Annotated in this window: 15 protein-coding genes and 2 pseudogenes; 9 read left to right on the top strand and 8 right to left on the bottom strand. The window is 69.9% G+C overall.

Annotation, left to right across the window (positions count from 1 at the left end):
• Window positions 1-216 precede the first annotated feature (216 nt).
• Both GTY84_RS15405 and GTY84_RS15410 read right to left on the bottom strand, forming a co-directional pair.
• Complete coding sequence (locus tag GTY84_RS15405) at window positions 217-1620, bottom strand: lysine N(6)-hydroxylase/L-ornithine N(5)-oxygenase family protein (protein ID WP_161226823.1); 1404 nt, start codon at window positions 1618-1620, stop codon at window positions 217-219.
• A 1358-nt stretch (window positions 1621-2978) separates the two neighbouring features.
• Complete coding sequence (locus GTY84_RS15410) at window positions 2979-3728, bottom strand: AraC family transcriptional regulator (protein WP_345943446.1); 750 nt, start codon at window positions 3726-3728, stop codon at window positions 2979-2981.
• Between the two features lie 132 nt (window positions 3729-3860).
• Here GTY84_RS15410 and GTY84_RS15415 point away from each other — a divergent pair, with 132 nt between their 5' ends.
• From GTY84_RS15415 to GTY84_RS15435, 5 genes are all read left to right on the top strand, one after another.
• Window positions 3861-4907 carry an iron ABC transporter permease gene (locus tag GTY84_RS15415; RefSeq protein WP_161226824.1) on the top strand — a complete coding sequence of 349 codons (1047 nt, stop codon included), beginning with the start codon at window positions 3861-3863 and terminating at the stop codon, window positions 4905-4907.
• On the top strand, window positions 4907-6007 hold the full coding sequence (locus GTY84_RS15420; RefSeq protein ID WP_161226825.1) for an iron ABC transporter permease: 1101 nt from the start codon (window positions 4907-4909) through the stop codon (window positions 6005-6007). Before GTY84_RS15415 ends, GTY84_RS15420 begins: the two co-directional genes overlap by 1 nt.
• The gene (locus GTY84_RS15425; protein WP_161226826.1) at window positions 6004-6837 is read left to right on the top strand and encodes an ABC transporter ATP-binding protein; all 834 of its coding nucleotides are present in this window, start codon (window positions 6004-6006) and stop codon (window positions 6835-6837) included. Before GTY84_RS15420 ends, GTY84_RS15425 begins: the two co-directional genes overlap by 4 nt.
• Before the next feature lie 2 nt (window positions 6838-6839).
• A complete protein-coding gene (locus GTY84_RS15430) occupies window positions 6840-7883 on the top strand; it encodes an ABC transporter substrate-binding protein (RefSeq protein ID WP_161226827.1) in 1044 nt (347 codons plus the stop codon).
• A gap of 118 nt (window positions 7884-8001) precedes the next feature.
• Complete coding sequence (locus tag GTY84_RS15435; RefSeq protein WP_161226828.1) at window positions 8002-9834, top strand: siderophore-interacting protein; 1833 nt, start codon at window positions 8002-8004, stop codon at window positions 9832-9834.
• A gap of 285 nt (window positions 9835-10119) precedes the next feature.
• On the opposite strand, the pseudogene GTY84_RS33870 reads toward GTY84_RS15435, so the two are convergent.
• From GTY84_RS33870 to GTY84_RS15445, 3 genes and pseudogenes are all read right to left on the bottom strand, one after another.
• Window positions 10120-10221, bottom strand: a pseudogene (locus GTY84_RS33870) (alanine--tRNA ligase-related protein); the annotation flags it as partial.
• A gap of 70 nt (window positions 10222-10291) precedes the next feature.
• A pseudogene (locus GTY84_RS34960) lies at window positions 10292-10447 on the bottom strand (IS5/IS1182 family transposase); the annotation flags it as partial.
• Window positions 10448-10549: 102 nt separating this feature from the next.
• The gene (locus GTY84_RS15445) at window positions 10550-11800 is read right to left on the bottom strand and encodes an FAD-dependent monooxygenase (RefSeq protein ID WP_161226829.1); all 1251 of its coding nucleotides are present in this window, start codon (window positions 11798-11800) and stop codon (window positions 10550-10552) included.
• A 79-nt stretch (window positions 11801-11879) separates the two neighbouring features.
• Between GTY84_RS15445 and GTY84_RS15450 the strand changes: the two genes are divergently transcribed.
• Complete coding sequence (locus tag GTY84_RS15450; protein WP_202551183.1) at window positions 11880-12440, top strand: TetR/AcrR family transcriptional regulator C-terminal domain-containing protein; 561 nt, start codon at window positions 11880-11882, stop codon at window positions 12438-12440.
• Window positions 12441-12773: 333 nt separating this feature from the next.
• Window positions 12774-13511: an IS5 family transposase gene (locus tag GTY84_RS15455; RefSeq protein ID WP_161226831.1), complete on the top strand. Its 738-nt coding sequence runs from the start codon at window positions 12774-12776 to the stop codon at window positions 13509-13511.
• Between the two features lie 4 nt (window positions 13512-13515).
• Here GTY84_RS15455 and GTY84_RS15460 read toward each other — a convergent pair whose 3' ends face one another.
• On the bottom strand, window positions 13516-14091 hold the full coding sequence (locus tag GTY84_RS15460) for a hypothetical protein (protein ID WP_345943452.1): 576 nt from the start codon (window positions 14089-14091) through the stop codon (window positions 13516-13518).
• A gap of 239 nt (window positions 14092-14330) precedes the next feature.
• Between GTY84_RS15460 and GTY84_RS15465 the strand changes: the two genes are divergently transcribed.
• Both GTY84_RS15465 and GTY84_RS15470 read left to right on the top strand, forming a co-directional pair.
• Window positions 14331-15101 carry a transglutaminase-like domain-containing protein gene (locus GTY84_RS15465; protein WP_161226832.1) on the top strand — a complete coding sequence of 257 codons (771 nt, stop codon included), beginning with the start codon at window positions 14331-14333 and terminating at the stop codon, window positions 15099-15101.
• Window positions 15098-16018 (top strand): NAD(P)-binding domain-containing protein, encoded by a 921-nt coding sequence (locus GTY84_RS15470; protein ID WP_161226833.1) that lies wholly within the window; start codon window positions 15098-15100, stop codon window positions 16016-16018. The genes GTY84_RS15465 and GTY84_RS15470 overlap by 4 nt, the downstream gene beginning before the upstream one ends.
• A 488-nt stretch (window positions 16019-16506) precedes the next feature.
• Here the strand turns inward: GTY84_RS15470 and GTY84_RS15475 are convergent, their stop codons facing one another.
• On the bottom strand, window positions 16507-16914 hold the full coding sequence (locus GTY84_RS15475; protein ID WP_161226834.1) for a VOC family protein: 408 nt from the start codon (window positions 16912-16914) through the stop codon (window positions 16507-16509).
• A 532-nt stretch (window positions 16915-17446) separates the two neighbouring features.
• A complete protein-coding gene (locus GTY84_RS15480; RefSeq protein ID WP_161226835.1) occupies window positions 17447-19186 on the bottom strand; it encodes a SulP family inorganic anion transporter in 1740 nt (579 codons plus the stop codon).
• Window positions 19187-20443 lie beyond the last annotated feature (1257 nt).

A 20443-nucleotide genomic window follows, 5' to 3' on the forward strand; every position in this document is an offset into this window, starting at 1 on the left:
GCGGTGGACCGCTACTGACACGGCCGCGTCCGGAGGGCCGCGCGGATCGGTGTGCCGGCCCATGTCGTACGTGCTGTTCCGGGGGCGGCGCACTGGGCCGACAGCACACTGCAGCGCGTTGCCGTGTGCTGCGGCGGCGTGCGCGTCAGAGTTCTGGACACGGGCACGGTGGGCTTCTCCGGAATCGGATGCTCGGCGGGACGGTCGACGGCAGGATCACGCGGTGGGCATCGGGACGCTCCCTACCCCTGTGCCGCCCGGGATCGCCCCCTCCAACGCGTCCCGCCCGGCCTGCCCCAGCAGCAGGGAGTCGCGGATCTCCCCGGACCGGACGGCCAGCGTCGACAGCAGCGTGGAGGTGATGCCGTGGGTGTGCTCGGTGGCTCCGCCCTGCACATAGATCCCGGCGCGGATCCGGTCCGTGGTGAGCAGTCGGTGGTCACGGCCGATGCGCAGCCGCCCCTGTCCGTCCGTCAGGCACTCCTCGGCGAGCGGACCGAGCAACTCGCGCGGATCGGCAGGACGGTAGCCGGTAGCGACGACAACGGCGTCGCAGTCGAGCGTGTGCCGCTCGCCTGTGGTGAGCGAGTGGGCCACCGCACGTACGCCGTCGGGCAGGTCCTCCACGGCGGCGAGCGCGGTGGTGTTGAGGATCCGCAGCCGTTCGGCGCCCGCCACCTTCTCCTGGTACACGGTCCGGTAGAGCTGCTCGATCAAGGCCCCGTCCACCACGGAGTAGTTGGTGTTGGCGTGATAGGCGAGAAGGGACTCCTTCACCTCGTCGGGCGCGTCGAAGAAGTCGTCGACGGCCGACGGATCGAAGATCCGGTTGGCGAACGGGCTGTCGTCGGCCGGGCTGTAGCCGTAGCGGCTGAACACCGCGCAGACCTCGGCATCCGGGTACTCCCGGTGCAGGAACTCGGCGGCCTCCGCGGCGGACTGCCCGGAGCCGATCACGGCGAAGCGGCGGTGAGGGCGATGGGTCAGCTCCTCGGCACGGAAGAGCAGGTCCTGGGTGTGCCAGACGCGCGGTCCGGCCTTCACGCCCTCCGGGAGCCTGGGCCGCAGGCCGGTTCCGATGGCCACATTGCGGGTGCGCAGCATCCGGCCGGTCCGGGCGGCGCCCCCGGTATGACGGGTGAGCACCATGAGCGCGTCCACCGGGTGGTCCGCCACGTCCGGTTCCGCCGCCCGGATTCCGTACGCCTCGATGCTGTAGCGCACCCGGTGCTTGACCTGGTCCGCGCACCAGCGCAGGTAGTCGTGAAACTCGATACGCGTCGGGAAGAACGACTTCTGGTTGATGAAGTCCGCCAGCCGTCCGTGCTCGTGCAGGTAGCGCAGGAACGTGAACCGGCTGCCCGGGTCGCGCATCGTGGCCAGATCCTTGAGGAACGACACCTGCATGGTCGCCCCGGCCAGCAGCATCCCCGGATGCCAGCCGAACTGCGGCCGGCGCTCGGTGAAGACGGCCCGCAGCGCGTGCCCGGGTCCGCACCGGTCGTTGTGCTCCGCCGTGGCGACGGCCAGTGCGAGATTGGCGGGGCCGAAGCCTATGCCGACCAGATCCTCGACGAGGGCGGCGTCGTGATGCCCCGCGTCGGCGTGCCCTGCTGACATGCTCATCCTTTGCTAGTCCTGCTCGGTACCGGGGACTTCGGCTGGTTCCGGGAATGGTCGGGGCGCTGAGCCCCGGTGGGCCGACACACACGACCACGGAAAATTAGGTAAGCCTTACCTAAGAATCACGGGGTGGGTGACTCATGTCAAGTCCGTGCCGTTGAAGTGAAGGCGGCCGGATTCCCGGCCTGAAGCCTCATCAACTGAACGTGCAACAAGCATGGTTGGGTGCGGGGCGGCGGCGGAGGGGGTGGTTCCGGTCCCCGTCGGAGCGGTCAGCGCCTGCGCAGGCCTGATCACGTTCTCGCCCACTGCGTTCACCGGGAAGCCTGCGCCCCGTGCCCGCGCCCCCGCCCCGGCGGCCACCGGCACGCCCGGCGTCGCACCGGGCGTCGGCGGATGACCGACCCCCTTGACACCCGAGCGCGGCGCCGCCGCGGACCCGCCGCACCCGCGTCAGCGGGTCCTGCGCCCCAGGGGTGTCCAGGAACGTGATGCTCGCGGCTCGGAGGACCGGGTTTGCCGGCGGGTAGGCCGAGCCGTGCCTACCCGCCCCAGCAGTGTGAACGCCTCCCCGAAGGCCGGTTCCGCGTCGATCGATGGCTCGCGCCCAGCCGTTCACCGACGGCACCACGTCCGGCTCGCGGCCGGACTCGGCGAGACGCGGGCGCCGCGCCCGGTCCGGCCGGTGCGGGCAGGCACCTCGCCCAGCACCAGCAGCGCCCCCTCGTCTCCCAGGTGATGTCCAGGGCCGTCCGTAGAATCCCTCCGCTCCTGGCACCGTCCGCCGGTGGGCTACGGCAGTAGGGAGGTCTCCTTCGGCGGCCGAAAGCCGCAGTCGACGCCGCTGCTCGAAGCCCGGCTGACGTGCGGCCCCGGCGCGTCGGTGAGCACTACGGGCCCCACCGCGCCGAGCCGGATGCCGGGGCCGCCGCCGCGAGATGCGCGTTGACGTCGCGGACCTCGCTGTCCGCTCTGCGATCGGCGGCGTCGCCGGGAATGCGGCCCCGGCGGGTATCGGCGCGCACGGTCTCTGGGCCGCCCGGTCGGGAGCGCCCACCAGTCCGGCCCCGACCGGCTGCCGTCCCCCTGGGCGGGGTGGCGCACCGCAGCGCGCGAGCGGGTCGGTGGGTGAGCGCAGGCCATCGGCTTCGGGCGGGACGCGGGTCGGGTTTCCCGGGACCACGTGCCCGGTGGGCGCTGTTCGCAGGTGAGGTGCGCTGACGCGCCGGTTGTTCTGCGGGGTGCCGGCGCGGACCCGTCGTATTTGGTCTCCGCGCCATGCGGTCCCCCCGCGAATCGTCCGCATTCTGGATTGCGCCGGTGGCCGCCTCCGCTTCTGTCTGATCGGCCTGCCTCTATGCCGCGGAATGCCGCGAAGCCCGCACGAACGCCCCCGGGGTGCAGCCGAAGTGGCGGCGGAACGCGACGATGTAGCCGTTCGTACTGGTGAAGCCCACCCGGGCCGCCACCGCACCGACCATCAGCCCTTGGTCCAGCAGCTCCAGCGAGCGGTTGAGCCGCAGCCGGGTGCGCCACTCGGTGAACGCCAGCCCTGTCTCCTTGCGGAACGCGCGCCGCAGGCTCGTCGAGCTGGTGTGCAGATCCTCCGCCCACTGCGTGGCCGTGCGCTGGTCGGCCGGGTCGCGCAGCAACCCGGCCGTCACCGTACGGGCCGGGCCGCCGGTCGGCCGGGGAAGGGCAAGACACCGCTCGTGTCCGTCGGTGAGCGCTGCGAACAGGTACGCGTCACCGGGGTCCGTCCGTCCGCTGCGCATGCGCGACAACAGCATCCGGCGCTTCCTGTCGCCGATGTTCACCACCGTCGCCTCCGTGTACGGCAGTACGTGCGGCTCGGTGTCGAACGACTCGGCCATCACCAGTGAATCCGGACCGAAGCGGGCGCAGTGCGGTACGCCCGCCGGGAGCCAGAGACCCACGGAGGGCGACAACCCGTGGTCCGTGCCCAGCGCCGTCACGACCACGCACCCCAGCGGTGCGTAGAGGAACTGATGGAAATCGTGCACGTGTGTGGGATGCCCCAGCGCCGCGATGAAGCCGTCGTCCGCGGTCTGCGGCCCCTGGTTCCACGCATCTCTGTGCGTCACGAACGCCCCCGAATCGTCGGGCCGTTTGAACGACCCCTGAATGTGATTGCCGCGCACTCCCGCTTGGATCGACCGCGAGCAGGGTTAGGTTAGCCTAACCTTGTCAGGGAATCGTGAGGAGCCGAACGACACATGACGACAACGTCCCCACCGGTGACGTCCCGAGAGACACCGGTACGGACCCGCTTCTCGCGAGGGGCCGGCATCCTGCTGCTGGCCACAGCCCTCGTCGCCGTGACCCTCGTCGCGAGCGTCGGACTGGGCTCCCGTGACATCTCTCCCACGGAGATCGTCCGAATCCTGCTCCACCCCGGCGGCGAGACCTACAACTCCCATGTGCTGTGGACCGAGCGTATCCCCCGATCCCTGCTGGGGCTGCTCGTCGGCGCCTGCCTGGGCGCGGCCGGGCTGATGATGCAGGCGCTCACCCTCAACCCGCTGTCGGACCCGGGCATCCTGGGGATCCAGCAGGGCGCCGCCATGTTCGTCGTCCTCGGCATCCTGTTCTTCGACATCACCAGCCTCGAAGGTCACTTCTGGACGGCTTTCGCGGGCTCCGCGGTCACCGCCGCGCTCGTGTACCTCATTGGCACCCGCACCAACGCGGGCAGTTCCACCATCGGCCTGGTACTTGCCGGAGTCGCCCTCGCCGCGGTGATGTCCTCCCTGATCACCCTCATGGTGGTGCGGGACACCGAGGCCTACTCCCACTTGCGCTTCTGGTCCGTCGGCCAGCTCACCGGACGGGCCAAGGTACTCGACGAGACCGTGCCGTTCGCGGTCGCCGGGCTGCTGCTCGCTTTGCCCTTCGGCCGCGCCCTCAACATCCTCGCCCTGGGCGAGGAGACGGCCCGCGGCCTCGGAGTGCGCGTGGAACGCGCCCGTCTGGCCTGTGCCGCGGTGGCCGTACTGCTGTGCGCCGCCGCCACCGCTGCCACCGGCCCCGTCGCCTTCGTCGGACTGGTCGGTGCCCATTGCGCCCGACTGCTCGTCGGGCCCGATCACCGCTGGTCCCTGCCGCTGGCCATGGCCCTCGGCGCCGTGCTGCTGACCGGCGCCGACACCGCCGGACGTCTCATCGGCGGTCACGGGGAGATCCAGGTCGGAGTGATGACCGCGGTCGTCGGCACCCCCTTCTTCGTGTGGCTCGCCCGACGCCGGAACCTGGTGCGTGTGTGATGACGACTGCGACCACCCGGACCCCGTCCACCCCGTCCACTCCTTCCGGCGCCACCGGTGCCACGGCCCACGTCGCTGCGCGGCTGCGTGCCCGCCGCCGAGCACAGGATCTGCGCACCGTCCGTGTGACGGCCGTTCTCACCGTTCTGCTGCTCGGTGGTATGGCGGCGTCCGTCCTCCTCGGCGGCGTCGGCAGCGTCGACCTCTCCGATGTCCTGCCTGCGGCCCTCGGACTGCGCACCGGACTCGCCGACTACCTGATCTTCCAGCTACGGATGCCCCGGACCCTGTCCGCAGTGCTCGCCGGGGCGCTGTTCGGCCTGGCCGGAGCCCTCTACCAGCGCATCGTCCGCAACCCGCTGGCCACCCCCGATATCGTCGGCATCTCCGCCGGTGCCGGAGCCGGTGCCGCCACCGTGCTGCTGCTCGCCCCAGCCGCCACCGCCGGAGTGGGCACCCCGGCCGCCGCGATCGCCGGGTCCTTCGTCATGGTCGCCGTCGTGTACGCGCTGAGCTGGCGGCGAGGTATCGACACCTACCGGCTCGTGCTCGTCGGGATCGGACTCAGCGGGGTCTGCGCCGCCTACACCAACTACCTGTTCACCCTCGCCGACGAGTCCAGCGTCGCCGTCGCGACCCGCTGGCTGATCGGCAGCACCAGCGCCGCCGACTGGGACGGCGTCACCACACTCGCCCTCGGCCTGGCCGTCTGCCTGTTCGGCACGGGGCTTGTCCACCGCCCGCTGGCCGACATGGCCCTCGGCGACCAACTCGCCACCGGCCTCGGTACCAAGGTGGCACCCGCCCGTGTGGCCGTCCTGCTGCTCGGCGCGGGCGCCGCCGCCCTGGCGACCAGTGTCGTCGGCCCCGTCGGCTTCGTCTCCCTTGTCAGCGGCCCCATCGCCCAGCGGCTCGTCGGAGGGGACCGTGCAGTCGCCGTCGCGCCGCTCGTCGGCGCCGTCGTCGTCATCGGGTCCGATGTCCTCGCCCAGAACGCCCCCCTGATCAGCCCGGTGCCCACCGGAGTCCTCACCGCGCTGCTCGGAGCGCCCTATTTCGTCTGGCTGATCCTTCGGCGCAGGCAGGGAGCCGTCTCGTGAACCCACGCACCCCCGACGAACCAACCCTTTCGCACAGCCTGGAGGCGCGCGGCGTATCCGCCGGGTACGGCGACACGCACATCATCCAGGAGTTGTCGCTGCGCATCGAGACGGGGCGGATCACCGCCCTCGTCGGTCCCAACGCCTGTGGCAAGTCCACGCTGCTGAAGTCGATCGCACGGCTTCTGCCCCTCGCCTCCGGCTCCGTGCTGCTGGAGGGGGCCGACATCCACGCCATGAAGACCCGCCAGGTGGCCCGCCGCCTGGGCATCCTGCCTCAGAGCCCCCTCGCTCCCGAGAGCATCACGGTCGGAGATCTCGTCTGGCGTGGCCGACACCCCCACCGCCAGTTCGGCCAGCGGCGCACCGACGCCGACGAACTGGTGATCGCGGAGGCGCTGATGGCCACCGGCACGGCGGATCTCGTCGACCGTCCGGTCGACGAGCTCTCCGGTGGGCAGCGCCAGCGCGTGTGGATCGCGCTCGCCCTCGCCCAGGGCACCCCCACACTGCTGCTCGACGAGCCCACCACCTATCTGGACATCGCACACCAGATCGAGGTGATGGACCTGCTGGCCGAACTCAACGAACGGACCGGCAAGACCATCGTGCTCGTCTCCCACGACCTCAACCAGGCGGCCCTGTACGCCTCGCTCATCGTCGCCATGCGCGACGGCCGCATCGTGCGCCAGGGCCCCCCGGCCGAGGTGCTCGACGAACGCACCGTCGCCGAGGTGTTCGGCCTCGACTGCGTCGTCGTGCCCCACCCCCGTAGCGACCGGCCCCAGATCTTCCCTCTGGGCCGCCGTCACCTCACGCAGGAGAAGTGAACATGAACCGCCTCGCAAGTCCCACCGGCCGCCGTGCCGCCGCTCGTGTGCTGCTGGCCGCCACTGCCTGTCTCGCGCTCGCCACCGGCTGCGGCTCCGACGACAGCGGGGACGAGGCCAAGGACGGCAGTCCGGCGGCTGGCGCCGGCGCCTTCCCGGTGTCCCTCACCAACGCGTGGGGCAGGGCGGAGGTCGAGAAGAAGCCCGTCAGGATCGCCACGGTCTCCGACGGAGACACCGACATCGCTCTCGCCCTCGGCATCGTGCCTGTGATCACCCCGGACGCGGAGGACGGCGGACCCGTCCCCGAATACAAGCAGCGGGTCCTGGACAAGCTCGGTGCCGGCACGCTCAAGCTGTACGACGACACCGACGGCACCAACTACGAGGCCATCGCCGAGGCTGCCCCCGACATCATCCTCGGGATGAACACCTGGTCGATGGAGACCGACTACGCCAAGCTCAAGCCCATCGCCCCGGTTGTCACGTACACCGACAAGAAGCATGCCGACACCCTCACCTGGCAGGAGCGGCTGAAGACCGCCGCCAAGGCTCTCGGTCTGAACGAGAAGGCTGAGGCGGTCATCGCCGCCAACAAGAAGGCCACCGCCGACGCGGCCGCCGCGCACCCCGAGTTCCAGGGTAAGACGTACACCTACGCGGTCGTCCACCCCGAGCAGATCACCTTCATGTCCTACGCCGACCAGGACCCGGGCGTCTTCGAGGAACTCGGCCTGCGCAAGACGGACAAGGCGAAGAACTACACCGCCGAGAAGAACGCCGTCAGCCTGGAGAACCTCGACGAACTGGAGGCCGACGTTTTGCTGATCACCTATCCGTTCGGGGACAACGGCCTGCTCTCCGCCTCGGAGCTCGAGAAGAACAAGGTCTTCAAGTCCCTCGTCGTGGTCAGGAACAAGCACTACGCCGTCGTGCCCTCGGAGAACACCCTCTCCTCCGCCGTCGCCTACCCGGACGCGCTCACCTCGCCCTGGGTGGTCGAGAAGCTGACGCCCATCCTGGCCGACGCCGTCGCCGGCAAGTAGTGCAACCACTCCGCCACCCTCCCGGCCGGGGGCGCTGAACCGGATCCCCCGGCCCGGCGTGCCGTCCGTCCAGCGCCCCGGCCCCCGAGGGGCCGCAGTATGAAGGAGCAGCATCACCATGCCCACCCGCAACCCCCGCCCGGTGGTCACCTTCCCCATCGTCATCCGGGAACTGACGGTCCTGCGCACGGAGAACATCACCCCGGGCATGCGCCGAGTGACTCTCGGCGGCGAGCAGTTGCGTGGCTTCACCCGCGACGACCTCGACCTGCCCGCGCTGCGCACCGAGGGATTCGACGACCATGTGAAGTTCTTCTTCACCGACGAGACCGGCCACCTGGTCCTGCCTCGGCAGAACGTCTCCAGCCTGGACTGGCCCACCGACGGCCGGCCCGTGGCAAAGGACTACACACCTGTCCGGCACGACTCCGAGACGGGCGAGATCGACTTCGACTTCGTACGGCACGAGGGCGGCGTCGCCGCCACCTGGGCGGAGCAGGTCAAACCCGGCGAGAGTGCCTGGATCGCCGGACCCAAGATGTCCCACGGCCACCCGGAGGGCTCCGACTGGATCCTGGCCGTCGGCGACGAGACCGCACTGCCGGCCATCGGCCGATGGCTCGCGGAGATGCCCGAGGGCACCCGGGCCAAGGTGTTCATCGAGATCGGCCAGGACAGCCACCGCCAGGACCTGCCCACCCGGGCCGACGCAGACATCGTCTGGCTCTCCCGCGACGGTGCCCCCGCGGGTACCACCGACCTGCTCGAACAGGCCGTGCGAGACATGGAATGGCTGCCCGGCACCGTATTCGCCTGGGCCGCCGGTGAGGCGGGTGCCCTCAAGGGCATCCGCCGTCACCTCGTCGCCGAACGCCAGGTGCCGCGCGAGTACACACACATCACCGGCTACTGGCGCCGCACCGAACCCGTGCCCGGCGCCGCCGCCGTCGAGGAGGAGAACGATGCCCACGAGCGGCTTCATGAACTCACCGATCTCGCCCCCGGGTACGCCATTCGCGCCGCCGTCACGCTCGGCCTGTTCGAACTCGTGGGCACGGGCGTACACGACCTGCCCACTCTGACCGACCGAACCGGCGCCGACCCTTCCACCCTGACCGCACTGCTGATCTATCTGGCCTCGATCGGTCTCCTCGCCACGGACGGTGACGGATACCGTCTGACTCCGATCAGCGAGGAACTCGTCGAGGACGACCACTCCGCCGACGAATACCATCTCGGTGGAGCCCAGGCGGCGTTCGACGCCTCTCTCAGCGGACTGCTGCACACCTTGCGCACCGGTGAGGCCGGATACCGCACCTTCGGCGGTGAGACCCTGGCCACCGCAATGACCTCCGACACCCGCCTGGCCGGAACCGCCCGGAGGACCGTCGAGGAAGAGGCTCGCTGGATCGCCCCCGGAGTACTGCGCGTATACCCGTGGTCCGCCGTCAGCTCCCTGAACGCGAGCGGTCCGGGCTGCGGCACCGTCGTCAACGCGCTCCTGAAGGCGTTCCCGCAGCTGAGTGCCCGGATCGGTGCGCTGCCCTCCGTACTGCGCGTGCTCAGGGACGAGATCCTCGACACCGACATCCTGCCCAGGGTGGAGCTGACTGCCGACGGAGCCGGCCGATCCGGAGAGGAGCGGCCGCATCTGATGTGCCGTCGGCTCGAATGGCTCCCCGACGAGGACGCGGCCCATGTCCTGGGTGAGGCCGCGGCAGGGCTCACGAGGAACCAGCACCTGCTCGTCGTGGAGCGGACGGTTCCCGAGGACCCCGACGACATCGACGCGGTCCTGCACCATCTGCGTCTGAAGTGTGCCTTCGGATCGGGCATCAGGAGTGCGGAACGGGTGACGGAACTGACCCGGACGGCAGGTCTCACCACACACGCCAGCTACGACATCGGCTGGGACCACCGCCTCTGGGTATGCAGTTCTGCCTCGGTCTGACACACACCGGCAACGTCTGCGCCTTCCGGAAGCACGTCTCAGGCATCCGGCGTGTTCGGGCGAGCCGTCCGGTACCTCCTCGTTCAGGAGACGAGGAAGACCTGCGGAGGAGGAACCACGGACGCGCTCGCGGCAAGGCATCCTCCTCGGCCTGGGAGCGGTCGAGGATCCGGGTGGCCGTCCGCCACCTCGGGGAGGCCGGTGGGCACGTGGGTCCCGCGCCACGCCCAGGAGTTCGGGCAGGGCGGGCTCGTGGTGGCCGAGCCGGCACATGGAACGCACGGCACGGCGGATGATGCGGCGCGGCACGTGGCCGCGGCTGCCGTCGCCGGGAGGGGGTCCGTCGGCGAGCAGCGTCAGGCCGGTGCGGATGTGGTCGGCGATCACGCGTGGTCGGACGTCGGTCCGCGGGTCGGTGCCGCGGGCCGCGGCGGCGAGTCGGGCGGCGCGGTCGGGGATGGAAGATCGCGTTCACGGCCTCCCCCAAGTCGCAGGACCCGGGATCTACGGTCGCCGACCGCGCCACCCGGCCCTGCTTCCAGGCCGTGATCACCGGCTCGATCAACGCCCATTGCCCATCCGGCAAGTCGCTGAGATACGGCTCTCTCACCACGCCCCGCATCTTTACATGGACATGCCCACCGAGCAGCCCGGGCCGCGATCAATGCCACGATCGAGCGATCACGAACGAAGGGAAGTCGGACTTGACGACCACTCAGGAGGCGCTGATCGGTGCCGGGTCCTGGGGAAGCTGCCAGTTACCGCCGCGGTCCTGCTTCGAAAGGCGCGCGGCGATGCCGGGGACGCGCAGGAAGCAGGCCAGCGCGGTGGCGGCCTGGAAGGCGTCGATCGCACGCCGGGTCATCGGCATGCCCAGGCGCAGGAGGCGCGGATTCACCTCGCCCTGGATCTTGTTGACGAAGGGCCGCAGCACGCTGTCGTAGTTCGCCAGCGCGGTCGGCAGGTCGCCCGGGTGGCGGTTGATCTCGCCGGCCAGGACGTGGGCGCCGACCAGGCCGCCGGAGACTCCCATGCCGCTGTAGGGGGAGGTGCAGTGCGCGGCGTCACCGGCCAGGACCACTCGACCCTTGGACCAGGTGTCGGTGCGGACCTGGGCGATCTCCTGGGAGTAGAAGAACGGGCTTGTCCTCATGCCCTCGATGAAGCGCTCGGTCTGCCAGCCGGCGTCGCGGAACCTGCTCGCCCAGAACTCCTGCTGGTGTTCGACGGGCGCCCGGTGGATCGCCGAGGCTTCACCGGATTCCTCCCGTATGACGAAGTACACCTGGGTCTCGGTCGGGTTGTGGCTGCGCCGCATGATCTGACGGCCGCCCGGGGCCATGTAGGTGTCCCGGATGTTGCTGTCGGACGCGATGCGAGGAACGAACCAGTAGGCCATGTGGATGCCGACCCGCCAGTACGGGTCGAAGGCCTCCGGGAGAACTGTCCGCCGGATGCGTGACCCCTGCCCGTCCGCGCCAACCAGGAGGTCGAATTCACCGGAGGAGCCGTCGGAGAAGTGCGCGACGACCTTGTGTTCGTCCTGCTCGAAGCCGTCCACGCTCCTACCGAAAACGTACTCGGTGTCGTCCCTCGCCGCATCGTGCAGGATGCGCACCAGGTCGCCGCGCATGATCTCGTACTCGGAAGTGAGGGTCTGCCGGCCCCGTCCGGAGGTGTTGGCCGGGATCGTCGCCCTGGCCTTGCCGTCGGCGCCGACGAAGGCGACGCCCGCCTCGTCCACGAGCTTGCCGCGGACGGTGTCGAGAAGCCCCATTCGCCTGACGGCCTCGATGCCCTGCCCTCGGAGGTCGACCTGCGCGCCGGTGGCCCGCAGCGCCGGGAAGCGTTCGGCGACGGTCACCCGGTGGCCGCCCCGCGTAAGCCAGAAGGCCAGAGCCTGCCCCGCGACCCCGCCGCCGGCGACGAGAACCCGCAGGAGCCGCGATACCGATTCCTTCGCCATGCCCATCCCCCCAAAATCTATCGGTGAATGATTTCTTTCCAGAGTCATCTATCGGCGATAGATTGTCAACGTGACCAAGATGAACCGCGAGACCGTCATCGCCGAGGCGCTCGGCCTGCTCGACGAGGTCGGGCTGGACGCCGTCAGCACAAGACGGCTGGCGAAGCGACTGAACGTGGAGCAGCCTTCGCTCTACTGGTACTTCCGCACCAAGAAGGACCTCCTCGCCGCCATGGCGGCGGCGGCGATGACACCCCATGCGACCGCACCACTGCCGACGCCCCACGACGACTGGCGCGACTGGTTCCTGGACAACACACGCAGCTTCAGACACACGCTGCTGATGCGCCGGGACGGCGCACGGCTCCACGCCGGCAGCACCCCGACCGGTGACCTCGACCGGATCCGTCGCAAGATGGACTTCCTCGTCGCCTCCGGCGTGCCCGAGCGGGACGCGCAGATGGCGATGCTGGCGGCCGGCCGCTTCACGGTCGGCAGTGTCCTGGAAGAGCAGGCGGACAGCGACCCCGGGGACAGTCCGGATCTACCGGCTGACGTGCCGGTGATCGATCACGAGTCGGCGTTCGAGGCCGGCCTCGCCCTCATCCTGAACGGCCTGGCGCACTGTAACGAGGCGTAGGGGGCTGACCGGTCCCGCAGCTCAGGCGCCACATGATGTGGGAGATCCACTGAGCAGGTGTGAGAAGCCGTATCTCGACCGATCTTGGAACGTGGGGATCGACCGGAGTTCCCGGTCGGGTGATCTTCCGGCGGTACCTGCATGAAGGCAGGGTCTCCTGGTAGCTCGGGGGTGCGATCCCGTTCCGGGCGGTTCCCGGAGGCCCGGTTGTCGTTGTTGTACGCGCCCGGTCCTGTTGACTTCAACTGGGCGGCTCCATCGTGTGATTGCCTCGCGCACGTATACGGCAACGCGGCCGGCCATCCCGACCGGGTGCGCCGGTATCCGTCGGACATGACGAACGCGGAGTGGGCGGCAGTACGGCCGTTGCCGCCGGTGCCGGTCTGGCTTCAGGGGCGGGGCGGACGGCCTGAGGGCTACTGCCACCGCCGACTGCTGGGCGCGGTCCGCTACCTGGTCGCGAGCGGGATCTCGTGGCGGGCGATGCCCGCGGACTTCCCCGGCTGGGGTCGGGTCTACGCCTTCTTCCGCCGCTGGCGCGAGCACGGGCTGATCGCCGAGTTCCACGACAGGCTGCGCGGGAAGGTCCGTGAACGCGAGGGCCGTGAGGCCGAGCCCACTGCGGGGATCGTCGACGAGCAGTCGGTGCGGGCCGAGGCTCCGGTGCCTGCCGCCTCACGTGGCTACGGCGGCGGAAAGAAGGTGCCGGGCCGCAAACGGCACCTCGTGACCGACACCCTGGGCCTGCTCCTGGTCGTCGCGGTCACCGCCGCGAACATCGGTGACCGGGACTCCGCGGCGGGTCTGCTGAACCGGCTGCGCCGTCTGCACCGCGACATCACACTCGTCCGGGCCGATGGCGGCTGCACCGGCGGCCTCGTCGGCCGGTGCCGGGACAAACTCGCCCTGGCCTTGGAGATCGTCAAGCGCACCGACGACATCACAGGAATCGTGGTGCTTCCCGGACGCTGGGTGGCAGAGCGCACGTTCGCATGGCTGATGAGCTCCCGCCGCCTGGCCCGGGACTACGAGACCCTGCCCGCCACCAGCGAAGCGATGATCCGGTGGTAGATGGTCACGCGGATGAGCCGGAGCCTGGCACGGCCACGGGCCGCCGGCCGGCACTGAAGGCCCCCGATGCCTCCAGCAGGAGCCATCCGCGCTCCGCCAGGCGCCGGGCTTTCGACCGCAGCCCCTCAGCCTTCGCCGGCGTCGCCCCAAGACCCAGTTCCACCGCGATCTCCTTGGCCCGAAGCGGCCCGTGACCCGTGGATCGCTGCTGTTCCAGCATGCCCAGAATTCGCTGGTAGTCCGGCGCCAGAACCGTCACCGGCAGCCCTTCCCGCCAGGGCGGCACCGTCGAGCCCGGCACCGGCGCGGGCGACGGCGCCGGTTTCCCCGCCGCTTCGGTCGTGGTCACGGCAGTGGACTCGGCCGAGGAGACTGCCAGGGCCTCGACCAGTTCCTCCCGTGCGATCACCCGCCGGTCCAGCTCGATCTCCGCGGCCTCCGACACCTCAGCCAACTGCGCGACTTCCTCCCGCAAGCCCTCCACCCGCACGCGGGCAGCCGCCTCTCGCTCCTCCAGCATTCCCAGCACCGACGCCACCGCGCACCCCTCGACCATGAAGCTGACACAAGACGTCACGATGCCTCCCTCAACCCGAGCGAAACCATGCCTGACCAGCAGGAATCAAGGGATCGCGTTCGGTTGAGATGCGGCTTCCAATATCACTCTTCGGAGTCAGGGTGGGTGAAGATCGCTGTTGTGCCCTCCGGTCGCGCAGAGCGCGTGTTCCTGCCTACAGTCATGGGACAAATGAGACCCCCCTTGAGGACCACAAGAAACTCTGATCCCGGCCCACTGAAGATGGTGACTAGGCAATGGATATGAGTTCAGTATCTCTTCCGCCCGAAAGCCTCCGTGCAACACTTTTTTGCGACGCAGACCATCCGGCTGTTCGGGCCACTGCAATCTCGGTCTCGTGCGACTCCGAGACAGTGGAAGAAAAAATTTCACGCCTCTTCTCTTGGGTTCAGGACGGCATCCGGATGACCATAAAGAGAGACTGGGCTGATAAGGCATCGGAAACCATGGAAAGCCGTCGCGGCGGCTGTTCAAACAAGGCCAATCTCCTGGTCGCCATGCTCCGGTCCGTCGGGATCCCGGCTGCTTTCTACAGGCAGCCCGCTAATGCGAAGGAATATTTCGGCCCGGTCTGGTTCTCACAAATTCAAGCCATGTGCGATGAAGATTCGTGTCACTTCTACGCAGCGGTGTGGGTATCTGATAGATGGGTGAAGTGTGACCCTACCGACGACCTGCAGCTATCCCTGGGGAGCAGTCACTTCAATCCCCCTTCGGAGCGAATCACCTTCGACGGCACAAAGGATTCTCTGCTGAACTTGAATCCGATGCACTTGGAGGGTGCTCCGGAGTTGGTTTGGGACTTGGACCAGGATCTGGGATCCATATCGAAGAAGCCCGACTTCTACTTTGCCGTTATGGATGCGTACTGGTGTTTCCTCCGCCTCGAGGGCCCACGATTTGAATCGGTCGACGCTCTGCCAGAACTCTTCCGCATCTGGCTTGGTGCGCGTGACCCAGAGTTGGCCGTCATGTATGAACGCTGGTGCAAAGAACTGGAGGAAGTCTCGTGAGCGCAAAAGGATTCAAGCCGGCGACGGCAGGAGTAAAGGGAGATCCGCAAGGAGTAGCTGTCCTCGGGCTGGGCAACATGGGGACCGCCCTGGCGGATAATCTCCTGCGTGCCGGGCACGCGACTGTCATCTGGAATCGCACGCCAGGCAAGGAAGGGGATCTGGTAAACCGGGGAGCAGTAAGCGCCGAAACCGTGGAGCAGGCAGTCCGTTCAGCTCATCTAGTAGTAGTCAGTGTCACCGACTACAAAGTCTCACACGCTATCTTGAGTAGGGTGACGGACAGCCTGGCAGGCCGCATCATATTGAACGTGAGTTCTAGCTCGCCACAACAGGCATCAGAAGCCGCAGCGTGGGCACGGGAGCACAACGTTACTCTCCTTCACGGCGCGATCATGTCGTTCCCGCAGGGCGTTGGCCAGCGTGACAGAATGTTCCTCTACAGTGGCCAGTATTCTGCCTATGAAAGCGTCGGTCCGCTCCTCTCCTGCCTGGGCGACAGTCTTTATCTCGGCTCCGCACCAGGGCTGGCCAGTCTTTACGACACTGCACTGCTGGAGATGATGTACGCGACCGTAGCGGCTTGGTGCCATGGAGTGGCGCTGACATCAGTCAACGGAATCAGGCCAACAGACTTCACACCTGTCGCCGTCCGCTGGATGTCCGCAGTCCTGGAACTCCTCACCGCGTACACGTCACAGGCAGATTCAAGGGAGTATCCCGGAAGCGATGCCTCCCTGGATATACACATCTCGGCAGTCGATCACTTGCTCGAGGCAACCCATGCAAGTGATCTTGACGACCGCCTCCCTCGCTTGTTGCTGGCACTTCTGACAGACGCGGCCAAGGACGGGCACGGCTCAGACGGCATGGGCCGCCTGTTGGAAGTTGCCACCCGCCGCGTCGCAGCAGCGTAGGGAGAGGACGAACCCACCCCCAAGGGCATCTCACCGACCTGACACTCCAGCCGTTCGGTCCAGCTGACGCAAGTTGCTCTGGCTCGCGACTGCCCGCCTCGGCCTCGTGCTGCTGGGCTGTGCGCCGCTCGTCATCGCGGCGACCCGCAACACCCAGCACGTCGCGACGCTCTCGCTCATCTCGTTCAGGTCTGGGACACGGACACCCCGGGCACGCCCTGGAAGGAACAGACCCCGGCGACATCGCTCCAGCGAGCGGGGGGTCATCCAGAGAGTTCGCAGCTTAATCTGCCGTGCCAGTCTTCTGAGGCCGGGCGGCGGCTCCTGGGAGCTTGCCAGTACTGCAACGGTGCTTGCCGTGACTGATGGCGGTCCAGCACGTCCCGCTCCTTGCTCTTTCGTGATCACCACGCTGGGCGGCGGCCACTGCGTCGCACCCGACCGTCCGTGCCCGTTCGGGCCGGGTGCGACGCGATGGCGGGGCCGGGTCAGGAACGGGCGTACGGGTGGGTGATGACCTCCATGTTGTGGCCGTCGGGGTCGTCGAAGTAGGCGCCGCGACCCCCGAACAGGCGGTTGATCCGGCCGGGTTCGGTGTGCGCGGGATCGGCGTAGTGGGTCACCCCGAGTCCCTCCAGCCGGGCGAGCACCGCGTCGAACCGCTCGTCGGGCACGAGGAAGGCGTAGTGCTGCGACTGGATCGGCCCGTCGGACAGTTCGTAGTAGTCGAGGGTGACGCCGTTGCCGAGGACGACCGGCAGGAACGGCCCGAACGGCGCGCCGACCGAGAGGTCCAGGACCGCGGCGAGGAACTCGGCGGAGGCGCGCCGGTCACGTGCGTGGACGACGGTGTGGTTCAACTCGACCGGGGCGGGGGTGGGGCGCGAAGGGGACATCGGTGAATGGTCTCCAGGTCTTGTGGTCCGTGGGACGGAACGCCCGTACGCGGGCGGGAAACACGAAGACGAGGAGGGAGGGGCGGCGCTCTGGCCCGCCCGGCGCTCATGCCCGGGCCGGGAACCCCACGACGACATGGCCCAAGGCCGACCCGGCAGTCACCCGGCCGACCCTAGCGGCCTCCGGCGGACGGGGGCAACGGGGTTTCCGCCGGGGACGGCGGGGCCGCCGGTGCCGTGGGACGGGGGGAGCCGCCGGGACGGCGGGGACGGGACGCGCGAGCGCCGGAACCCCGCCGAGGTGCGGGGCCGTGCCGGGCCGTCCCGCCGTCCCGCCGTCCCGCCGTCCGGCCGTCCGGCCGTCCAGTCGGCCCGGCGTACCGTCGGGTCGTCCCGCGGTGCCGGAGTGCCGCCGTGCCGCCGGCCCGCCGCGCCATGTACCGCAGTGCCGCCGGCCCGCCGTGCGGCGGCACGGGCGCGGTCCGAACGCCGGGCCCGTCGCCCCGTCGCGCCCCCGGTTTCCCCGGGTGCCTCAGGGCGACGGCGCCGGTGATTCGGCCGGGTCGTCCGTCCGGCCCGGCGGGCGCTCACGGGGGCCGGGGAGGACGCCGTGGGTCTCCAGGTGCTCGCGCGCGGCTCGGATCGCGTCGGGGGTGGTGGCGTACTCCCGGCCCGCCGCGCACAGCGCCTCCAGCGCGCCCACCGACGCCAGCACCCCGCGCTGCTCGGGGCGTATCCCGGAGGCGAGCACCAGGATGCCGCGCCGCCGCAGCTTCTCCGCCGCGTCCTTGAGGACCAGGGCGCCGGTGGCGTCCACCGTCGAGACCCGGGACATGCGCAGGATGACCACCCGGATGTCGGCGGCCTCGGTCAGCTCCAGCAGGAAGCGGTGCGCGGCGGCGAAGAACAGCGGTCCGTCGATGCGGTACGCCACGATGTGCTCGGCCAGCAGCGCGTGCTCCTCCGCGTCGTGGTCGCCCCGGTCCAGCGGCACCCGGTCGAAGCGGGCCTGCCGGGCCACGGCGCGAAGCGCGAGGCCTCCGGCCACCGCCAGTCCGATGACCACGGCGTACACCAGGTCCAGGACCAGGGTCGCGGCGGCGGTGAGGACGAGGACCACGGCGTCGGAGCGGGTGGCCCCGGCTATCGCCCGCAGCGAGCCCACCTCGACCATGCGGACGGCGGTGGCCAGCAGCACTCCGGCCAGCGCGGCCAGCGGGATCCTGGAGACCAGCGGGGCCGCCGCGAAGACGATCACGGCGAGGACGGCCGCGTGGGACAGGGCGGCGAGCCGGGAACTGGCACCGGTGCGCACGTTGACCGCGGTGCGGGCGATGGCTCCGGTCGCCGGGACCCCGCCGAAGAGCGGGGCGGCGATGTTGGCCAGGCCCTGGCCGAACAGTTCCCGGTCCGGATCGTGCCGCTGTCCCACGGTCATGCCGTCGGCGACCGACGCGGAGAGCAGGGACTCCAGGGCGGCCAGGGCGGCCACCGCCAGGGCCGGGGTGAGCAGACCTCCGAGGGCGGCCGGGTCGAGGAAGGACAGCGAGGGGGCGGGCAGCCCGGCCGGCAGGTCCCCGATGGGGCGCACGGAGTCCAGGAGGGGGAGCTGGGCGGCGGCCGTCGCGGCGGCCACGGCGATGATCGAGAAGGGCACCGTGGGCCGTATCCGCGCGCCCACCAGCATCACCGCGGCCACGGCGACCGCGAACCCGGCCGCCGTCCAGTCCGGGGACGCCGCGAACGCCTCCACCGCCCGCCAGGCCACCACGAGCACCCGGTCGCCCTCCGGCGCGGCCACCCCGAGGGCGTTCGGTATCTGCTGGAGGCCGATCACACAGGCGATGCCGAGGGTGAAGCCCTCGACCACGGGGGCCGGGATGTACTGGGTGCAGCGCCCGGCCCGCAGCAGGGCGAGGGCGACGAGGATCACGCCCGCCATCAGTCCCACCGTGAGGACGCCCGTCGGTCCGTACTCGGCCACGATGGGCACGAGGACCACGGTCATGGCGCCGGTCGGCCCCGAGACCTGGAGCCGCGAGCCGCCGAACACCGCCGCGCACGCGCCCGCCACCACCGCGGTCGCCAGGCCCGCCTCGGCGCCGAGCCCCGAGGAGACGCCGAAGCCGAGCGCGAGCGGCAGCGCGACGACCGCGACCGTGAGACCGGCGAGCAGGTTGCGGCGCGGATCGCGCCGCACCTCCGCGAGATCGGCCCTGCCGGGCAGCAACGAGACGATCCGGGCCCACCCCCGGCTGACTGCGGTGCTCATCCGGCGGCGACCTCGGCTTTCCCTGACGACCCGGCCCGGCCCCGCACGACCGACGGGCACGGCGGCTCTGCTCCGCTCCGCCACCCGGCTCATCCCGGTCCACCCCGCACGAGGTGTGGGCGAAGACCGTGTCCACCTCGGATCGCGTGCACGGCCAGTACAGCATCTAATCAATTGCGAAATTTTTCAATTCGGCAAGTCATCCGTCACGGCGCCCCGAGGCCTCCGCCGCTCGGGAGCCCCGCGCCGCCCCGCTGTACGGGTCACCTCCGTGCGGGCCACCCAGGGGGCGCACCGGGAGCCTGTGCGGGGGAGGCCCTGTGCGGAGGAGACGCGGGAGGGGAGGGCGCGCGAGGGCGCGGGAAGCATGACGGAGCGGACCCGGACCGGACGGCGCGCCCGGACCGCGTGGACGCGCGGGACGCGCGGGAGGCGCGGGACCGGCCGGTCCCCGGCCGCGGTGCGCCGGTCCCCGGCCGTCGGCCGCCGTCGTCCGTTCCCGGGGCGGGGTGGCCCCCCGGCCGTATGCGGAAGGCCGCCGGGCCCCGGGCCGTACTTCCGGGAGGACCGCCGCCCGGTGCCGCCGGGCCTTCGACGGAGCCCCGCGTCCCCGGCGACGGGCCGTCGAATCCCGGCCCCCGGGGAAACCCCGGCACCGGTCGGCCCGTGACCCCGGAAAGGCGGTTCGTGTCGCCCGGGGGAGGCCGATATCGACCCCTGTCCGACGGGGAGCGCACGGCGGCCATTTCGGGGGCGGCCGGGCGCGCCGAGGGTGGGGTGACAACAACTCAGGCCGTCGCTAACCTGGGCTATCGGGGGCGTCTTACGGATACAAGTTGCGGGGGAATCGTGCTCGATCAACCTCGGGACCGGTGGTTCGCTGAGGGGTCCGGATGTGATCGCGCCGACGAGGGACGGACTCCCCGAAGTAATCCAGCCGTAGAGCCGCAGAGCGGGTAGGCCCGCCCCGGTCGCGCCGCGGTGCCGCTCCCTCCCGGCGATTCCCCTGCGCCGCCGTCCTGATCCGGCCATTCTCCCGTCGTCCGTCCGCTGCCGCGGAGGCCGCCGCTTCCTCCGTGCGCTCCTCATTCGCCGTGCCCCACCCGTCACACGTACATCCTGCTTCTCGTGTGCACATCCTTTTGCCGAAAGGGTCCGGGTGACATCCTCGACGCCATTGTCCCGGCTCGGAGGGAGAGAAGTGGAGACCCGTCACCGCCCGTCCGTCGAGGACACCCGAACCGCGCCTTCCGGCAG

The sequence above is a fragment of the Streptomyces sp. SID8352 genome (assembly GCF_009862265.1).
Lineage (GTDB): Bacteria > Actinomycetota > Actinomycetes > Streptomycetales > Streptomycetaceae > Streptomyces.